Raw genomic sequence first — 16,527 nt, 5'->3', positions numbered from 1 at the left:
AAAGATCCTGTCTCAGTATACCGGCAGCGCGATGTTCTTGGTGGATTCCAGAACAGCGTCATAGTGTTGAACGATCTGGGCTACCGGGCCGTGGATCGCCGCGAAGATCGGCTCCGGATAGACACCGAAGAAAATCGTCAGGATGATCAGCGGGTAGAGAACGAACTTCTCGCGCGTGGAAAGGTCGAGCAGCGCCTTGAGGCTGTCCTTCTCCAGTGCGCCGAAGATCACGCGGCGATAAAGCCAGAGCGCATAGGCGGCGGAAAGGATGACGCCGGTGGCGGCAAACACGGCCACCCAGGTATTGACCTGGAACACGCCGATCACCGTCAGGAATTCGCCAATGAAGCCCGACGTGCCGGGAAGCCCGACATTGGCCATGGTGAAGATCATGAAGGCGACAGCGAATTTCGGCATGTTGTTCACCAGACCGCCGAAGGCCGCGATCTCACGCGTATGCATGCGGTCGTAGACGATACCGACGCAGAAGAACAAAGCGCCCGAAACGATGCCGTGCGACAACATCAGGAAGATCGAGCCCTCGATGCCCTCTGTCGTTGCCGAGAACATGCCCATGGTCACGTAGCCCATATGCGCGACCGATGAATAGGCGATCAGCTTCTTCATGTCGGTCTGCATCAGCGCCACGAGCGAGGCGTAGATGATGGCGATGATCGACAGCGCGAAGATCAGCGGCGCGAAGTAATAGGACGCGTCCGGGAACATCGGCATCGAGTAGCGCAACACGCCGAAGCCGCCGAGTTTCAGCAGCACGCCTGCCAGCACGCCCGAGGCCGCCGTCGGCGCTTCCACGTGGGCATCCGGCAGCCAGGTGTGCACCGGCCACATCGGCATCTTGACCGCGAACGATGCAAAGAAGCCGAGGAACAGCCAGTATTGCAGGTTCACCGGGAAATCATATTCCAGGAGCACCGGAACACTGGTCGTGCCCGTCACCCAGTAGATCGCCATGATCGACAACAGCATGAAGACCGAGCCGGCGAAGGTGTAGAGGAAGAACTTCAGCGAGGCGTAGACGCGCCGGTCGTGACCCCAGATGCCGATGATCAGATACATCGGGATCAGGCCTGCCTCGAAGAAGATGTAGAACATCACGATATCGAGTGAGACGAACACGCCGATGATCAGCGTTTCCAGAATGAGGAAGGCGATCATATAGGCCTTCACCCGATAGGTGATGGCTTCCCACGATGCGAGGATACAAAGCGGCATCAGCACCGTCGTCAGCAGGATGAACAGCATAGAGATGCCGTCAACGCCGAGATGGTAGGAGATACCGGTTCCGAGCCACGCGTGGTTCTCGATCATCTGGAAGTTCGGATCCGCCGGATCGTAATTGACCCAGATGAACAGCGATACGACGAAGGTGAACAGCGTCGTGAGCAGCGCAACATTGCGGATGTTGCGCAGGCCCGTCTCGTTGTCATCGCGGGTAAACAGGATCAGCACCACACCGACGAGCGGCAGGAAGGTGACTGTTGAGAGAATTGGCCAGTCGCTCATTACAGCGCCCCTCCGAGCATCATCCACGTTACGAGAGCGGCAACGCCGATCAGCATGGCAAACGCGTAGTGGTAAACATAACCGGACTGCAGCTTGACCACCCGGTTGGTGACATCAACCACAAGCGCGGCAATGCCATTGGGTCCGAACCGGTCAATCACGCCCACATCCCCCTTCTGCCACAGGAAGTGCCCGAGCTTCTTGGCGGGACGGACGAACAGGAAGTCGTACAGTTCATCGAAATACCACTTGTTGAGCAGGAATGCGTAGATCCGCGGGAAGGCACGCGCCATCGCCGGCGCCGATGCCGGCTTGATCAGGTACATGTAGATCGCGACAACCGTACCGATCAGCATGGCGAAGAACGGCGAGAGCTTGACCCACAGAGCAACATGATGGTGCTCTTCCAGAACCTCGTTATGCGGTCCGGTGAACAGCGCCCCCTTCCAGAACTCGGCATAGTGATGGCCGTAGAAGAACTCGGCAAAGACGACACCGGCGAAGAGCGCACCGACCGAAAGCACGATCAGCGGGATCAGCATGACCCAGGGCGATTCATGAACATGATGCATGACATCGGAAGAAGCGCGCGGCTTGCCGAAGAAGGTCATGAAGATCAGACGCCATGAGTAGAAGGCCGTCAGCACGGCGGCGATGACCAGCGCCCAGAAGGAGAAGTTGGCCAGCGGGCTTGCCGAAACGAAGGCCGCCTCGATGATCGCATCCTTGGAGAAGAAGCCGGCCGCACCGATGACAGTGCCGGGAATGCCGACGCCGGTGATGGCAAGCGTGCCGAAGATCATGCCCCAGAAGGTGATCGGGATATGCTTCCTGAGGCCGCCCATGCGGCGCATGTCCTGGTCGCCGGAAACGGCATGGATGACCGAACCGGCGCAAAGGAACAGGAGCGCCTTGAAGAAGGCGTGGGTGAAGAGGTGGAAGACGGCAGCGCCGTAGGCCCCTGCCCCGAGTGCGGCAAACATGTAGCCGAGCTGCGAACAGGTCGAATAGGCGATCACGCGCTTGATGTCGTTCTGCACCAGTCCGATGGTTGCCGCAAAGAGCGCGGTGATCGAGCCGATCAGCGTCACGAAGGTCAGTGCCGAGGGAGAAAGTTCAAACAGCGGCGACATGCGCGCGACCAGGAAGACGCCGGCCGTCACCATGGTCGCGGCATGGATAAGGGCCGAAACAGGCGTCGGGCCTTCCATGGCGTCAGGCAGCCAGGTGTGCAGCAGGAACTGCGCCGATTTGCCCATCGCGCCCATGAACAGAAGCAGGCAGATCGCGGTGATCGCATGCATCAGGGTCAGGTCCATGCCGAGGAAGTGCAGCACCGGCACCTGCTCGCCGGCCGCAACCGCAGCCTCATGATTGTCGGCGATGCGCTCGGCGGCGGCAAAGATCGGATCGAAATTGATCGTGTGCGCCAGAAAGAACAGGCCGGCAATGCCGAGCAGGAAGCCGAAGTCGCCGACACGGTTGACGATGAAAGCCTTCATCGCGGCGGCGCATGCCGACGGCTTTTTGTACCAGAAACCGATCAGCAGATAGGAGGCAAGACCGACGCCTTCCCAGCCGAAGAACATCTGCAGGAGATTGTCGGAGGTCACCAGCGACAGCATGGCGAAGGTGAACAGCGACAGATAGGCGAAGAAACGCGGACGATGCGGGTCATCGTGCATGTAGCCCACCGAATAGAGGTGGACGAGACAGGAGACCGTGTTGACCACGACCAGCATGACCGCCGTCAGCGTATCGATCCTCAGCGACCAGGCGACGTCGATGTCGCCGGAGGAGATCCACTGCATCACCGGAACCTGGATCACCAGATCCTCGGCGTGAGAAAGGAAACCGACCGAGATGAAGACGTACCAGGACAGGATGGCGGCGACCGCCATGAAGGCGATGGTCACCCATTCGGTCGCCTTGGCGCCGATCCGGTTTCCGAAGAGGCCCGCGATGAGGAAGCCGAGCAACGGCAGGAAAATGATGAGTTTGTAGATCATCTGGAGGTCAGCCCTTCATCATATTGACGTCTTCGACCGCAATCGAGCCGCGGTTACGATAGAACACCACGAGGATCGCCAGTCCGATCGCCGCTTCCGCCGCCGCCACCGTGAGGATGAAGAGCGCGAAGACCTGGCCGACCAGATCGTTCAGGAAGGCGGAGAAGGCGACCATGTTGAGATTGACCGAAAGCAGGATCAGCTCGATGGACATGAGAATGATGATGACGTTCTTCCGGTTCAGGAAGATGCCGAAAACGCCGATCGTGAAAAGTATGGCACTGACCGTCAGGTAGTGGGAAAGTCCGATTTCCATTGCTCTGTCCTTGAGTCCGTATCCCTGCTGAATTCTCGTAAATTATAGGCCCTGGCCGGGCTTGACCTTGACGACCTCGTGCGCCGTCTCGGGCGTACGCGCCACCTGCTTGCCGATGTTCTGGCGCTTCACGTCCGTACGATGCTTCAGCGTCAGCACGATCGCGCCGATCATGGCCACCAGCAGGATCAGCCCCGCGACCTGGAAGAAATAGGCGTAATGCGTGTAGATCACGTCGCCGATCGCCTGAACGCTCGATGTTTCGGACAAGGGGTCCATCGGCATCGCCGTGTTGGATGCGATCTCCGGCGAGATGAAGGTGCCGCCGACAACCACGATCAGTTCGGCCAGAAGCACAACGCCGATCAGCGCGCCGACCGGGGCGTAGCGCAATATGCCGGACCTGAGCGCGGTGAAGTCGATGTCCAGCATCATCACCACGAAGAGGAACAGCACCGCGACAGCGCCGACATAGACGACGAGCAGCAACAGGCCGAGATATTCCGCGCCGGCCAGGATGAACAGCGCAGCGGCATTCACGAACACCACGATCAGAAACAGGACCGAATGGACCGGGTTCCGCGCGGAAATCACCATGAACGCCGAGGCCACGGCGATAAACGCGAAAATATAGAAAAAAAGAGCCTGGAGACCCATCTTGGTGCCTTCTCTTCCTGTACGTCGCGGAAACCCCGGACGCGTCTCATTGAAAAACCGGCCGACTGGCCAGGCTTTCCGTTCTCAGATCGTTTCACCGGCCGGCTTCACGCCGCCCGGCCATGTATTTGCTCGCGTCTCAGCGGTAGGGCGCGTCCATCGCGATGTTGAGCCCGATCTCGCGCTCCCACCGGTCGCCATTGGCGAGGAGACGTTCCTTGTCATAGTAAAGTTCTTCGCGCGTCTCGGTGGCGAACTCGAAGTTCGGCCCCTCGACGATGGCTTCCACCGGACATGCCTCCTGGCAGAAACCGCAATAGATGCATTTCACCATGTCGATGTCGTAGCGCACCGTGCGGCGCGTGCCGTCATTGCGGCGCGGACCGGCCTCGATGGTGATGGCCTGGGCGGGACAGATCGCCTCGCACAGCTTGCAGGCGATGCAGCGTTCCTCGCCGTTGGGATAACGGCGCAGCGCATGCTCGCCGCGAAAGCGCGGGCTCACCGGTCCCTTCTCGAAGGGATAGTTGACCGTCGACTTCTGGGCGAAGAAGTAGCGCATCGTCAGAAAGAACGCGCCGACGAACTCCTTCAGGAAGACGGCATTGAAAGCCTGAGCAACAGAACCCATTTCAAATTCTCCAATCCGGCACTTCGAAAAGCACCATCAATCAGCCCACCCAGCCGGTCAGTTTAACAACGAAGGCCACGATGACGACCATGGCGAGCGACAGCGGAAGGAAGACCTTCCAGCCGAGACGCATCAGCTGGTCGTAGCGGTAGCGCGGCACGAATGCCTTCACCATGCCGAACATGAAGAAGCAGAGGCAAACCTTGATCAGGAACCAGATGACGCCCGGGATCCAGTTCAGCACCGCGACATCGATGATCGGCAGCCAGCCGCCGAGGAACAGCGTCGTCGTCAGCGCGCACATCAGCACGATGGCCGCATATTCGCCGAGCATGAACATCATGTACGGGGTCGAGCCGTATTCGACCATGAAGCCGGCGACGAGTTCGGATTCGGCTTCCGGAAGGTCGAAGGGCGGACGGTTGGTTTCGGCCAGCGCCGAGATGAAGAACACGATGAACATCGGGAACAGCGCCAGCCAGTTCCAGTCAAGGAACGAGTTCGGCAGGCCAAGCATGGTGCCGAGGCCAGTCGTCTGGGCGAAGACGATGTCCGACAGGTTCAGCGATCCGACGGTCAGCAACACGGTGACGATGACGAGGCCGATCGAGACTTCATAGGACACCATCTGCGCCGCCGAACGCAGCGAGCCGAGAAAGGCGTATTTCGAGTTCGACGCCCAGCCGCCCATGATCACGCCGTAAACTTCAAGCGAGGAAATGGCGAAGATATACAGGATGCCGATATTGATGTTGGCGATCACCCATCCGTCCGCAACCGGCATCACCGCCCAGGTCGCCAGCGCCAGCGTCACCGAGATCAGCGGCGCCAGCAGGAACACGACCTTGTCGGCGCTCGCCGGAATGATCGGCTCCTTCAGCACGAACTTGAACAGGTCGGCAAAGGACTGGAACAGGCCGAAGGGACCCACCACATTCGGGCCGCGACGCATCTGCACGGCAGCCCAGATCTTGCGGTCGGCGAGCAGGATGAAGGCGATACCGACAAGCAGAAGGACCAGCAGCAGCAGCGACTGACCGACCATGATCAGTCCGGGCCAGAGATAGGTTGAGACAAAAGAATCCATTGTTCGGTCCTTATTCCGCCGCTGCCTTGAAATTATTGCGCGCCAGCGCCGAGCATTCGGCCATCACGGCAGAGGCCCGGGCAATCGGGTTGGTCAGGTAGAAATCGGTGATCGGCGAGACGAAACCGGCTTCTGCGAGATCCCCACCCTTCGATGCCGCCGTTTCGACCGCCTTGATATCAGCGTCAGCGATCGCGTCAAGCGCGGCGAGGTGCGGATACTCGCCGTAAAGGGCTGCCCGCAGCGCCATCAGTGAATCGTAAGGCAGCGTCTTGCCGAGGACGCCCGAAAGCGCCCTGAGCACGGCCCAGTCCTCGCGCGCGTCACCCGGCGCAAAGCCGGCGCGGTTGGTCATCTGCACGCGACCCTCGGTATTGACGTAGGTTCCCGATTTTTCCGTATAGGTTGCCGCCGGCAGAACCACATCGGCATTCATCGCGCCGGCATCGCCGTGCGAGCCGATATAGACGGTGAAGCCGGCCTTCTTGGCGGAGAAATCAAGTTCGTCGGCGCCGAGCAGGAAGAGAACATCCGTATCGCCGAGCATCCCGGCCGCATCCTTGCCGCCTTCGCCCGGCACGAAGCCGATGTCGAGGCCGCCGACGCGCGAGGCCGCGGTATGCAGCACGGCAAAGCCGTTCCAGTCCGCCGTCACGGCGCCGACATCGCCGGCAAGCTGAGCCGCCTTGGCCAGCACGGCCGCGCCGTCTTCGCGCGAAAGCGCGCCCTGCCCGACCATGATGATCGGACGTTCGGCCTTCTTCAGCACATCGAGGAAGGCGAGCGAACCGGAGGCGAGATCCGACAGCGTCTGCGGGCCGGCGCCGAGATACTCATAATCGTAGCGCAGGTCCGCCTGCTCGCCGATCACGGCGATCGGGAAATTGGCCTTGCGGAAGCGCTTGCGGATCCGGGCGTTAAGCACCGAAGCCTCGAAGCGCGGGTTTGCGCCGATGATCAGAAGAGCGTCAGCATTTTCAATGCCTTCGATCGTCGGGTTAAAGAGATAGCTCGCGCGGCCATTGGCCGGGTCAAGCTTCGTGCCATCCTGACGACAGTCGATATTGGCCGAGCCGAGCGAAGCCATCAGGCCCTTCAGCGCGTACATTTCCTCGACGCTTGCCAGATCGCCCGCAATCGCGCCGATGCGATCACCGGCAACGCCGTCGACCGCCGACTTGATGGCGGCGAAGGCATCATTCCAGTTCGATGCCTGCAGGCGGCCGTTGACTCGGATATAGGGCTTGTCGATGCGCTGGGTGCGCAGGCCGTCCCAGATGAAGCGGGTCTTGTCGGAGATCCACTCCTCATTCACCTCTTCATTGACGCGCGGCATGATGCGCATCACTTCGCGGCCGCGCGTATCGACGCGGATCGCGGAACCGACGGCATCCATCACGTCGATGGACTCGGTCTTGTTCAGCTCCCACGGACGGGCGGTGAAGGCGAAGGGCTTGGAGGTCAGCGCGCCAACCGGGCAGAGGTCGACGACATTGCCCTGCAGTTCCGACGTCATCGCCTGTTCCAGATAGGTGGTGATCTCGGCATCCTCGCCGCGGCCGATCAGGCCAAGCTCGGAAATGCCGGCCACTTCCGTGGTGAAGCGGACGCAGCGCGTGCAGTGGATGCAGCGGTTCATCACCGTCTTCACCAGCGGGCCGATATACTTGTCCTCGACGGCGCGCTTGTCTTCCTGATAGCGCGAGGCGTCGATGCCGAAGGCCATGGCCTGGTCCTGCAGGTCGCATTCGCCGCCCTGGTCGCAGATCGGGCAATCAAGCGGATGGTTGATGAGCAGGAACTCCATCACCCCTTCGCGCGCCTTCTTCACCATCGGCGTCTTGGTATAAATTTCCGGCAGAGAACCGTCCGGTCCGCCGCGAATGTCCTTGACCCCCATGGCGCAGGAGGCTGCCGGCTTCGGCGGTCCACCCTTCACCTGAATGAGGCACATGCGGCAATTGCCGGCAATCGACAGCCGCTCGTGAAAGCAGAAGCGCGGGATTTCGGCGCCCGCCGACTCAGCCGCCTGCAGCAGCGTGTAGTGGTCGGGAACCTCGATTTCCTTGCCGTCTACAATCAGATTTACCATATCCGTTCTTCCCGCTTCGCCCGTGCTCCGCACCGGCTTTCAAGGTTTTGCGCCCGCCCCGCCCGACCGGGACCGGCAATCATGTTCTTATTCGGCCGCTTCCATCACCGCGCCGTCCGACGTGGCGTTGGCGGTGTACTGGTCGATCCGCTTTTCGATTTCCGGACGGAAATTGCGGATCAGGCCCTGGATCGGCCAGGCTGCGGCATCGCCGAGCGCGCAGATCGTGTGGCCTTCAACCTGTTTGGTGACTTCGAACAGCATGTCGATCTCGCGCTTCTGGGCGCGGCCTTCGACCATGCGCTCCATCACGCGCCACATCCAGCCGGTGCCTTCGCGGCACGGCGTGCACTGGCCGCAGCTCTCATGCTTGAAGAATTCCGCCAGACGCGCGATCGCCTTGATGATGTCGGTCGACTTGTCCATGACGATGGCGCCGCCGGTTCCGAAGGAGGACTTGACCTCGCGCAGACCGTCAAAGTCCATCTGCACGTCCATCATGTCCTCGCCCTTGACCACCGGGCAGGACGCGCCGCCGGGAATGACCGCCAGAAGATTGTTCCAGCCGCCGCGAATGCCGCCGCAATGCTTCTCGATCAGTTCGCGGAAGGTGATGCCGAGGCTTTCCTCGACCACGCAGGGACGGTTCACATGGCCGGAGACCATGAACACCTTGGTGCCGACATTGTTCGGACGGCCGAAGGATGAGAACCAGCTTGCGCCACGGCGCAGAATCGTCGGCGCGACAGCGATCGACTCAACATTGTTCACCGTCGTCGGCAGGCCGTAGAGGCCCATATTGGCCGGGAACGGCGGCTTCAGCCGCGGCTGGCCCTTCTTGCCTTCCAGGCTTTCCAGAAGCGCCGTTTCCTCGCCGCAGATATAAGCGCCAGCGCCGTGATGGACATAAACGTCCATGTCCCAGCCGCACTTGTTGTTCTTGCCGAGAAGGCCGGCCGCGTAGCACTCGTCGATCGCCGCCTGCAGCGCCTCACGCTCGCGCATGAATTCGCCGCGAATGTAGATATAGGCCGTATGCGCGCCCATGCCGACGCCGGCAAGCAGGCAGCCCTCGATCAGGTGATGCGGATCATGACGCATGATCTCGCGGTCCTTGCAGGTGCCGGGCTCGGATTCGTCAGCGTTCACAACGAGATAGTGCGGACGGTCATCCTTGGGCATGAACGACCATTTGAGACCGGTCGGGAAGCCCGCGCCGCCGCGACCGCGCAGACCGGAATCCTTCATCTCCTGGACGATCCAGTCACGGCCCTTGTCGACCAGCGCCTTGGTATTGTCCCACGAGCCGCGCGCCATGGCGCCCTTCAGCGACTTGTCGCGATGGCCGTAGAGGTTGGTGAAGATGCGGTCCTTGTCTTTTAACATGCTTCACTCCTAGCGCGCTGTTCTGCCGAACACTTTTTCATATTCCTCGATCCCGCCCTTGGCGAGAACGTTCGCCTGGCGCAGCCATTCATCGCGCTCGATGCGGCCGCCAAGCTTCAGCGAGGCATTCACCCAGGCGCATTCGCCCGGCGTCCATGCGGCAATCTGCTCGAATTTGTAGATGCCGATATCGTTCAGAAGCTTCTCGATCTTCGGACCGACGCCGGAAATCATCTTCAGGTCATCGGGCTCTTCCGGCTTCTGGTCGGCAGCCGGGGGACGATCGCCTTCAGCGCCGTCGAGCGCTTCCGGCGAACCGGCGCCCTCATCGGTCTCGTCGTCCGCACCGGCGTCATCATCATCATCGTCCGTGAGCGAGGTGAACCCGCCTTCCGGCGCGGAGAACCAGCGGTCGATCTGCGGTCCGGGCTTGATCTCATCGCCGCGGCCTGCCTCGAAGGCATCAATGATTTCCTCCAGCCGTTCCGGCGTCAGGTCCTCATAGGCATCCTTGAAGATCATCACCATCGGCGCGTTGGCGCAGGCGCCCTGGCACTCGACCTCTTCCCAGGAAAGCGTGCCCTCGGCATTCGGCTCGAGCGCTGCGGGGCCGATCTTCTTCTTGCAGACATTGATCAGGTCTCCCGCGCCGCGCAGCATGCAGGGCGTCGTGCCGCAAACCTGGATATGCGCCTTGGTGCCAACCGGCTTCAGCTGGAACTGGGTATAGAAGGTCGCGACTTCGAGCACCCGGATCAGCGGCATGGACAGCATGTCGGCGACCTTCTCGATCGCCGCGCGCGTGACCCAGCCTTCCTGCTCCTGCGCCCGCATCAAAAGCGGGATCACGGCGGACTGCTGGCGGCCTTCGGGATATTTCTTGATCGTGGCTTCGGCCCAGCGGGCATTCTCGTCTGAAAACGCGAAAGCGGCAGGCTGGACATTCTCATCGGCTAGTCGACGAACGGACATGCTCTCTTATACCTCTTCGGAGGTTCTGGTCACGGCTTTCGCATATCCCATGTTCTGGCACCGGCCTTCAACCGGTCCGGGACAGCAAAAAGCGGTTCTTGAAATTTGAAAGGCGTCAGCGCTCACCGGTCCACCTCACCGAACACGATGTCGAGCGTCCCGATGATGGCGGTGACGTCGGCAAGCTGATGGCCCTTCGACATGAAGTCCATCGCCGAAAGATGGGCAAAGCCCGGGGCGCGGATCTTGCAGCGATAAGGCTTGTTGGTGCCGTCGGAAACGAGATAGACGCCGAATTCGCCCTTCGGCGCCTCGACGGCGGCATAAACCTCGCCTTCCGGCACGTGATAGCCCTCGGTATAGAGCTTGAAGTGGTGGATCAGCGCTTCCATCGAACGCTTCATCTGCGCCCGCTTCGGCGGCACGACCTTGCCGTCCATCGAATTGAACGGGCCGGTCTTGGCATCGCCCAGAAGGCGCTCGACGCACTGCTTCATGATCTTCACCGATTCGCGCATCTCGTTGATGCGCAGAACCCAGCGGTCGTAGCAGTCGCCGTTCTTGCCGATCACCACGTCGAAATCGAGATCGGAATAGCATTCATAGGGCTGCGCGCGCCTGAGGTCCCAGGCAGCGCCCGAACCGCGCACCATCGGGCCGGAAAAGCCCCAGGCGAAAGCGTCCTCGAGCGTGATATTGCCGATATCGACATTGCGCTGCTTGAAGATGCGGTTGCCCGCCAGAAGCGCTTCGATATCGTTGAGCTTGGCCGGGAACTGTTCACACCATTTGCCGATATCCTCGACGAGTTCTGGCGGCAGGTCCTGGTGCACGCCGCCCGGGCGGAAATAGGCCGCATGCATGCGCGCGCCACAGGCCCGCTCGTAAAACACCATGAGCTTCTCGCGCTCTTCGAAGCCCCAGAGCGGCGGCGTCAGCGCGCCGACGTCCATGGCTGCGGTGGTGCAGTTCAGAAGGTGGTTGAGAACGCGGCCGATTTCGGAAAACAGCACGCGGATGAGCTGGCCGCGAATCGGGATCTCGACTTCCAGCAGCTTCTCCACGGCAAGCGCGAAAGCGTGCTCCTGGTTCATCGGCGCCACGTAGTCCAGCCGGTCGAAATAGGGCACGGCCTGAAGGAAGGTCTTGGTCTCGATCAGCTTCTCGGTTCCGCGGTGAAGCAGGCCGATATGCGGGTCGACGCGTTCGACGATCTCGCCGTCCAGCTCCAGAACCAGACGCAGCACGCCGTGGGCGGACGGGTGTTCCGGGCCGAAGTTGATCGTGAAGTTGCGGACATTATGTTCAGTCATGCCGATGGATCCTGTTGTGCAGCATAAGCCGCAAAGAACTCTGCGGACGTCAGCTTCTTGGTATCGTTGGCGAAGGCGTAATTGTCCGGCTTTTCGTCGACGAAAATCTCGCTGGTGAAGCGGAAGCGTTCGGGCTGATCGAAGGCCTGGGCGGAGACGACGATATCGGAGCCATCCTGCATGCGCCAGAAGAGCGTCGTTCCGCAGGTCTTGCAGAAAACGCGCTCGCCGTAATCCGACGACTTGTAGACGCCAAGCATATCTTCGTTTTCGACCTCAACGGCCGTGCCGCAGTCGACGCCGAGAAAGCCGGCGCCGCCGCTCCAGCGCCGGCAGAGGCTGCAATGGCAGACCCCCATCTCGTCGCTTGCGGGTGTTGCGGCGAAACGAACCGCTCCGCAGATGCAGCCGCCGGAAAGCCGTTCAGCCATCACGCCCTCCTCAGCTCGCCTTCTCGTCACCGGGCAGGACATATTCGGGTCCTTCCCAGGGGCTCAGGAAATCGAAGCTGCGGAATTCCTGGCGAAGTTCGACAGGCTCGTAAATCACGCGCTTGGCTTCCTCGTCATAACGCAGCTCGACGAAACCGGTCGTCGGGAAATCCTTGCGCAGCGGATGGCCCTCGAAACCGTAGTCGGTCAGGATGCGGCGCAGATCCGGATGGCCGGAGAAGGGAATGCCGTACATGTCCCAGGTCTCGCGCTCGAACCAGTCGGCGCCCGGAAAGATCGACGTGATCGAGGGGACCACTTCATCCTCCTCGACCGCGACCTTGACGCGGATGCGCATGTTCTGGGTCGGCGACAGCAGATGATAGACGACATCAAAACGCTGAGCCCTGCCCGGCCAGTCGACGCCGCAGACATCGATGATGTTGACGAAAGCGCACTGGCCGTCATCGCGCAGGAATTTCGCGACATCAACGATCGCCGCCGGCGTGGTGAAAACGGTCAGCTCGCCATGGGCGATGCGGGTATCCGTCACGCCCTCGCAGGCTTCGCGGATATGGGCGCCGAGATCGTTCAAAGCTTCACTCATAACTCTCTCCCGCCGCTATCGCTCGATCGTGCCGGTCCGGCGGATCTTCTTCTGCAGAAGGAGAACGCCGTAAAGCAGCGCTTCCGCCGTGGGCGGACAGCCCGGCACATAGATGTCGACGGGCACAACCCGGTCACAGCCGCGGACAACGGAATAGGAATAGTGATAATAGCCGCCGCCATTGGCGCAGGAGCCCATGGAGATGACATAGCGCGGCTCAGGCATCTGGTCGTAGACCTTGCGAAGCGCAGGCGCCATCTTGTTGGTCAGCGTGCCGGCAACGATCATCACGTCCGACTGGCGCGGTGAAGCGCGCGGGGCAAAGCCGAAGCGCTCGCAGTCATAGCGCGGCATCGACATCTGCATCATCTCAACAGCGCAGCAGGCCAGACCGAACTGCATCCACATCAGGGAACCGGTGCGCGCCCAGGTAATCAGCTGCGCGGAAGAGGTAACAAGGAAACCCTTGTCGGCAAGCTCATTGTTGATTTCGCCGAAAAAGCGGTCGTCAGCGCCGACCGGCTTGTTCGTCATCGGATCGACCACGCCCTTGGGAACCGGCGCGACCAGCGTTTCGTCCTGGCTCACTCCCATTCGAGTGCTCCTTTTTTCCATTCATAAATGAAGCCGATCGTCAGCACGCCGAGGAACACCATCATCGACCAGAAGCCGAACCAGCCGATATCGCCGAAGGATGCCGCCCAGGGAAACAGGAAGGCCACTTCGAGATCGAAGATGATGAACAGGATCGCGACAAGATAGAAGCGGATATCGAACTTCATGCGTGCGTCATCGAATGCGTTGAAGCCGCATTCATAGGCCGAAAGCTTTTCCGCATCGGGCGCCTTGAAGGCCAACGCGAAGGGCGCGACCATCAGGGCGAGCCCGATGATGAGACAGATGGCGATAAAGATGACGATCGGAACGTAGGAACTGAGGACTTCAGCCATAAAAACACCCTTGCCGTTTGGTGGCGCCCGGGTCAGCGCACCCCGCAGGATAAACCGCGAGACCGAAAATTGATAGATGTCGGGGTTGTGGTTAGCGCAGCCGACGCGCTCGCGCAAGCCATTGCGACTTCATTTCATGGCGCTGCAACAATCTTTCGGTAAGGGAATGCGGCGGTTTTACGTCGCCTGCGGGCTTTTGAACAAGGTGCGGCAATTTGCTGCGCTTTGAAAGAAGCGCAGCACGCCGCCATGACGGTCCGCAAGTCCGGAGCCAAGGTCAGCCGGGACGAACTTCGTTCGCGCGGGAATCGCCGCGCCCTGGCGAACAGGACCAACCAGTCGCCCGCGACAAATCATATTGCCGCGCCGCAATGCAGCAGAAGATGAAAAACATGAAGGGGAAGGAGAAAATGGCGCGAGTGACGGGGCTCGAACCCGCGACCTCCGGCGTGACAGGCCGGCACTCTAACCAGCTGAGCTACACCCGCGCATTTGGCCGTTTCAGGGGCAAGCGCTTGTTTTCGTGAGCGCTTGTCTGTCTGGCGTGAGCGGCTGTTTAAGGGGGACGCCTGCTACTGTCAAGCGACATATCTCGCATTTCTGATTTTTTTGCGCGGGCCGCTTTGGAAGGGCCGGAAAACCGGCAAAATCCTCATCGGAAAAAATGTTCACCGGCCTCGGCTCCGGTTCGCCCGACTGCACTTTTCCCCTCGCCCGCGAACGAATCCGCACGGATCGATTCCTGCGCCCTGCGGGGCCGTCTGCGTCATTCACAGGCTTTTTGAAAAAAAACGCAAATTCGGCAAAAACCCTCTTGCGATTTTCGTCCTATCCGCCTATTTCACGCCTCACCAACACGGGCGGGCGATTAGCTCAGTTGGTAGAGCGCCTCGTTTACACCGAGGATGTCGGGAGTTCGAGCCTCTCATCGCCCACCAGTTTTCTTCCTTCAAAAGCAATAAGTTAGTGTTTTCGTTAGCTTTCCTTACACCGGACTGCTACGAAAGGCATCTACGTGTTGATACGACGAAGGTGGATCATGAGCGGCCCGTGGCGACACCCGAAATCTGGAATTTTCTATTTCAGACGGGACACGCCTTCGGACCTGAAGCGGGCAAAGAGCCGACTCAAAGCACTCGGCATCAAATACAGGGGCGAGGTTCACCGCTCCCTTCAAACCCGAGACCCCAAGGAAGCCCAGCGCCGTTACCCCAAAGTACGCGATGCGGTGGACTCAGTTTGGGAAAGCTGGCGGCAAACGCTTGCGGGCGCACCTCCCACCCTCACACATACAGACATGGCCGCGATGGTCGGAGAAGTCACCCGGCGCTTTGTCGAGACCCACAAGGCAACCCCGGAGTTCACCCCGCCGCCTCTCCCTTTGCAGGTGCCACCAGCTCACCATTTTGGTCAGCACACCAGCGCAGCCCTTGAAGCGGTCTCAGAAGAGGAGCGGACTGACTTCCTGCAATTCCTCAAGCGATTCCTTGCGGCGAACGATGAGCAACGCAACGAGCTAAGCCGGAAGCTGCTAGCCGACTACGCAAAAAGCGGAAGGTTCGGCTACTTCCTCACGGACATTGCCCCGGCCTTGGCCGAGGGGCTCAAGCAACAAGTCACCCCTGAAGCCCAAGCGGTCAAGGATGAGTACGGCAAGCCCATCACTGCTGTTGATGAGGCCCAGCTAAACCTCCTCATGCTCAGCCAGTTGGCAGAGGCACGGGGAGGCTTGGAGCAGACACTAGGGCTCGACTACCGGGAGCTCAATCAACTGGAGGAGCGCCTGCGGGCACTGCCACCTTTCGAGCCGGGTACGCGAAAGGCAGCAACCAAGACCACCACCTTCTCTGACATTATAGACGAAGAGGAAAAGCGGAGCCGGGACAAGGAGTCCCTTATGGCCTCGCGTCGGGGCAAGTCGGCAGCGACTCTCAAGAAGTACCGGCGCATCGCCAGTGAGTTTGCGGCCTACCGGCATAGCGAGGACGCCACCACCATTACCCCCGGCGAGGTCACCCGCTGGATGGACCACCTGTTTAAAGCAGAGCCCCGTCCCTCAAGGACCACGGTGCGGGACAAGGGAGCTGCACTCCAAGCAATATGCAAATGGGGTCAGCGCCAGAGCAGCGGCCAGCTCTACCCCACCGGCCTGCCACTGGAGCATCTGAACCTCCCGGATAAAGAGGAGGTCAATAGCGCCAAGCGGACATACAGCCTCGCACAGGCCCAAGCTATCCTGAAGGCCAGCCGCAATGAGACCAAGCCGGAGAGGCGTTGGGTGCCGTGGTTGATGGCATACTCGGGAATGCGTGTCGGAGAGGCCGCCCAGCTCAGACCCGAGGACTTTGAGCAGATCGAAGGCCACTGGTTTGTCCACATCAAAGCCGAGGGCGAGCGCACCACCAAGACCCACAAAGGCCGCTGGGTGCCTATCCATCCGGCTGTGATCGCTGAGGGTGTTGATTGCCACTGAGAACTGACCCGGCGTTTCCACCTAGAATTGACCCGCCTGCTAGGTATGTTTCGGATCTGCGGTTGTGGTCAAGTTCCTC

At 60.6% G+C, this 16,527-nt stretch carries 15 protein-coding genes and 2 tRNA genes; 2 read left to right on the top strand and 15 right to left on the bottom strand.

Features of this window, described 5'->3' with window-relative positions; translation table 11 throughout:
• Positions 1-12: 12 nt before the first annotated feature.
• From GGR30_RS00085 to GGR30_RS00015, 15 genes are all read right to left on the bottom strand, one after another.
• On the bottom strand, positions 13-1,524 hold the full coding sequence (locus tag GGR30_RS00085; RefSeq protein ID WP_183480864.1) for an NADH-quinone oxidoreductase subunit M: 1,512 nt from the start codon (positions 1,522-1,524) through the stop codon (positions 13-15).
• A complete protein-coding gene (gene nuoL, locus GGR30_RS00080) occupies positions 1,524-3,533 on the bottom strand; it encodes an NADH-quinone oxidoreductase subunit L (protein ID WP_183480861.1) in 2,010 nt (669 codons plus the stop codon). Before nuoL ends, GGR30_RS00085 begins: the two co-directional genes overlap by 1 nt.
• A gap of 7 nt (positions 3,534-3,540) precedes the next feature.
• On the bottom strand, positions 3,541-3,849 hold the full coding sequence (nuoK, locus tag GGR30_RS00075) for an NADH-quinone oxidoreductase subunit NuoK (RefSeq protein WP_024707013.1): 309 nt from the start codon (positions 3,847-3,849) through the stop codon (positions 3,541-3,543).
• A 42-nt stretch (positions 3,850-3,891) separates the two neighbouring features.
• On the bottom strand, positions 3,892-4,506 hold the full coding sequence (locus GGR30_RS00070) for an NADH-quinone oxidoreductase subunit J (protein ID WP_183480858.1): 615 nt from the start codon (positions 4,504-4,506) through the stop codon (positions 3,892-3,894).
• 139 nt (positions 4,507-4,645) lie between these two features.
• The gene (gene nuoI, locus GGR30_RS00065; protein ID WP_183480855.1) at positions 4,646-5,137 is read right to left on the bottom strand and encodes an NADH-quinone oxidoreductase subunit NuoI; all 492 of its coding nucleotides are present in this window, start codon (positions 5,135-5,137) and stop codon (positions 4,646-4,648) included.
• 40 nt (positions 5,138-5,177) lie between these two features.
• The gene (gene nuoH, locus GGR30_RS00060) at positions 5,178-6,224 is read right to left on the bottom strand and encodes an NADH-quinone oxidoreductase subunit NuoH (protein ID WP_183480852.1); all 1,047 of its coding nucleotides are present in this window, start codon (positions 6,222-6,224) and stop codon (positions 5,178-5,180) included.
• Between the two features lie 10 nt (positions 6,225-6,234).
• Positions 6,235-8,316 (bottom strand): NADH-quinone oxidoreductase subunit NuoG, encoded by a 2,082-nt coding sequence (gene nuoG / locus GGR30_RS00055; RefSeq protein ID WP_183480849.1) that lies wholly within the window; start codon positions 8,314-8,316, stop codon positions 6,235-6,237.
• 87 nt (positions 8,317-8,403) lie between these two features.
• Positions 8,404-9,702, bottom strand: a complete 1,299-nt coding sequence (gene nuoF / locus GGR30_RS00050; protein WP_183480846.1) for an NADH-quinone oxidoreductase subunit NuoF — start codon at positions 9,700-9,702, stop codon at positions 8,404-8,406.
• Positions 9,703-9,711: 9 nt separating this feature from the next.
• Entirely contained in the window at positions 9,712-10,674 is a 963-nt protein-coding gene (gene nuoE / locus GGR30_RS00045; protein ID WP_183480842.1) for an NADH-quinone oxidoreductase subunit NuoE, read from the bottom strand.
• 122 nt (positions 10,675-10,796) lie between these two features.
• Positions 10,797-11,987: an NADH-quinone oxidoreductase subunit D gene (locus tag GGR30_RS00040; protein ID WP_138748491.1), complete on the bottom strand. Its 1,191-nt coding sequence runs from the start codon at positions 11,985-11,987 to the stop codon at positions 10,797-10,799.
• Entirely contained in the window at positions 11,984-12,418 is a 435-nt protein-coding gene (locus GGR30_RS00035; RefSeq protein WP_183480839.1) for a GFA family protein, read from the bottom strand. The genes GGR30_RS00040 and GGR30_RS00035 overlap by 4 nt, the downstream gene beginning before the upstream one ends.
• Positions 12,419-12,428: 10 nt before the next feature.
• On the bottom strand, positions 12,429-13,025 hold the full coding sequence (locus tag GGR30_RS00030) for an NADH-quinone oxidoreductase subunit C (protein ID WP_183480836.1): 597 nt from the start codon (positions 13,023-13,025) through the stop codon (positions 12,429-12,431).
• Between the two features lie 15 nt (positions 13,026-13,040).
• Complete coding sequence (locus GGR30_RS00025; protein ID WP_024707024.1) at positions 13,041-13,619, bottom strand: NuoB/complex I 20 kDa subunit family protein; 579 nt, start codon at positions 13,617-13,619, stop codon at positions 13,041-13,043.
• Entirely contained in the window at positions 13,610-13,975 is a 366-nt protein-coding gene (locus GGR30_RS00020; RefSeq protein ID WP_024707025.1) for an NADH-quinone oxidoreductase subunit A, read from the bottom strand. Before GGR30_RS00020 ends, GGR30_RS00025 begins: the two co-directional genes overlap by 10 nt.
• A 411-nt stretch (positions 13,976-14,386) precedes the next feature.
• Positions 14,387-14,463: transfer RNA gene (locus GGR30_RS00015), tRNA-Asp, on the bottom strand.
• 374 nt (positions 14,464-14,837) lie between these two features.
• Here GGR30_RS00015 and GGR30_RS00010 point away from each other — a divergent pair.
• Positions 14,838-14,913 (top strand) — tRNA-Val (locus tag GGR30_RS00010).
• A gap of 101 nt (positions 14,914-15,014) precedes the next feature.
• Entirely contained in the window at positions 15,015-16,448 is a 1,434-nt protein-coding gene (locus GGR30_RS00005; protein WP_183480833.1) for a DUF6538 domain-containing protein, read from the top strand.
• The last annotated feature ends 79 nt before the right edge of the window (positions 16,449-16,527 follow it).

This window comes from Martelella radicis (assembly GCF_014196625.1).
Classification (GTDB): Bacteria; Pseudomonadota; Alphaproteobacteria; order Rhizobiales; family Rhizobiaceae; genus Martelella; species Martelella radicis.
The sequence above is the reverse complement of the archived record's forward strand: the minus strand, read 5'-3'. Positions and strand labels throughout refer to the sequence as shown.

Coding starts and splice junctions, on each gene's coding strand:
- GGR30_RS00035 (WP_183480839.1), bottom strand. CDS start 12,418: ATGGCTGAACGGCTTTCCGGCGGCTGCATCTGCGGAGCGGTTCGTTTC.
- nuoG (WP_183480849.1), bottom strand. CDS start 8,316: ATGGTAAATCTGATTGTAGACGGCAAGGAAATCGAGGTTCCCGACCAC.
- GGR30_RS00085 (WP_183480864.1), bottom strand. CDS start 1,524: ATGAGCGACTGGCCAATTCTCTCAACAGTCACCTTCCTGCCGCTCGTC.
- GGR30_RS00025 (WP_024707024.1), bottom strand. CDS start 13,619: ATGGGAGTGAGCCAGGACGAAACGCTGGTCGCGCCGGTTCCCAAGGGC.
- GGR30_RS00040 (WP_138748491.1), bottom strand. CDS start 11,987: ATGACTGAACATAATGTCCGCAACTTCACGATCAACTTCGGCCCGGAA.
- nuoL (WP_183480861.1), bottom strand. CDS start 3,533: ATGATCTACAAACTCATCATTTTCCTGCCGTTGCTCGGCTTCCTCATC.
- GGR30_RS00005 (WP_183480833.1), top strand. CDS start 15,015: ATGAGCGGCCCGTGGCGACACCCGAAATCTGGAATTTTCTATTTCAGA.
- nuoE (WP_183480842.1), bottom strand. CDS start 10,674: ATGTCCGTTCGTCGACTAGCCGATGAGAATGTCCAGCCTGCCGCTTTC.
- nuoF (WP_183480846.1), bottom strand. CDS start 9,702: ATGTTAAAAGACAAGGACCGCATCTTCACCAACCTCTACGGCCATCGC.
- GGR30_RS00030 (WP_183480836.1), bottom strand. CDS start 13,025: ATGAGTGAAGCTTTGAACGATCTCGGCGCCCATATCCGCGAAGCCTGC.
- GGR30_RS00070 (WP_183480858.1), bottom strand. CDS start 4,506: ATGGGTCTCCAGGCTCTTTTTTTCTATATTTTCGCGTTTATCGCCGTG.
- nuoK (WP_024707013.1), bottom strand. CDS start 3,849: ATGGAAATCGGACTTTCCCACTACCTGACGGTCAGTGCCATACTTTTC.
- nuoH (WP_183480852.1), bottom strand. CDS start 6,224: ATGGATTCTTTTGTCTCAACCTATCTCTGGCCCGGACTGATCATGGTC.
- GGR30_RS00020 (WP_024707025.1), bottom strand. CDS start 13,975: ATGGCTGAAGTCCTCAGTTCCTACGTTCCGATCGTCATCTTTATCGCC.
- nuoI (WP_183480855.1), bottom strand. CDS start 5,137: ATGGGTTCTGTTGCTCAGGCTTTCAATGCCGTCTTCCTGAAGGAGTTC.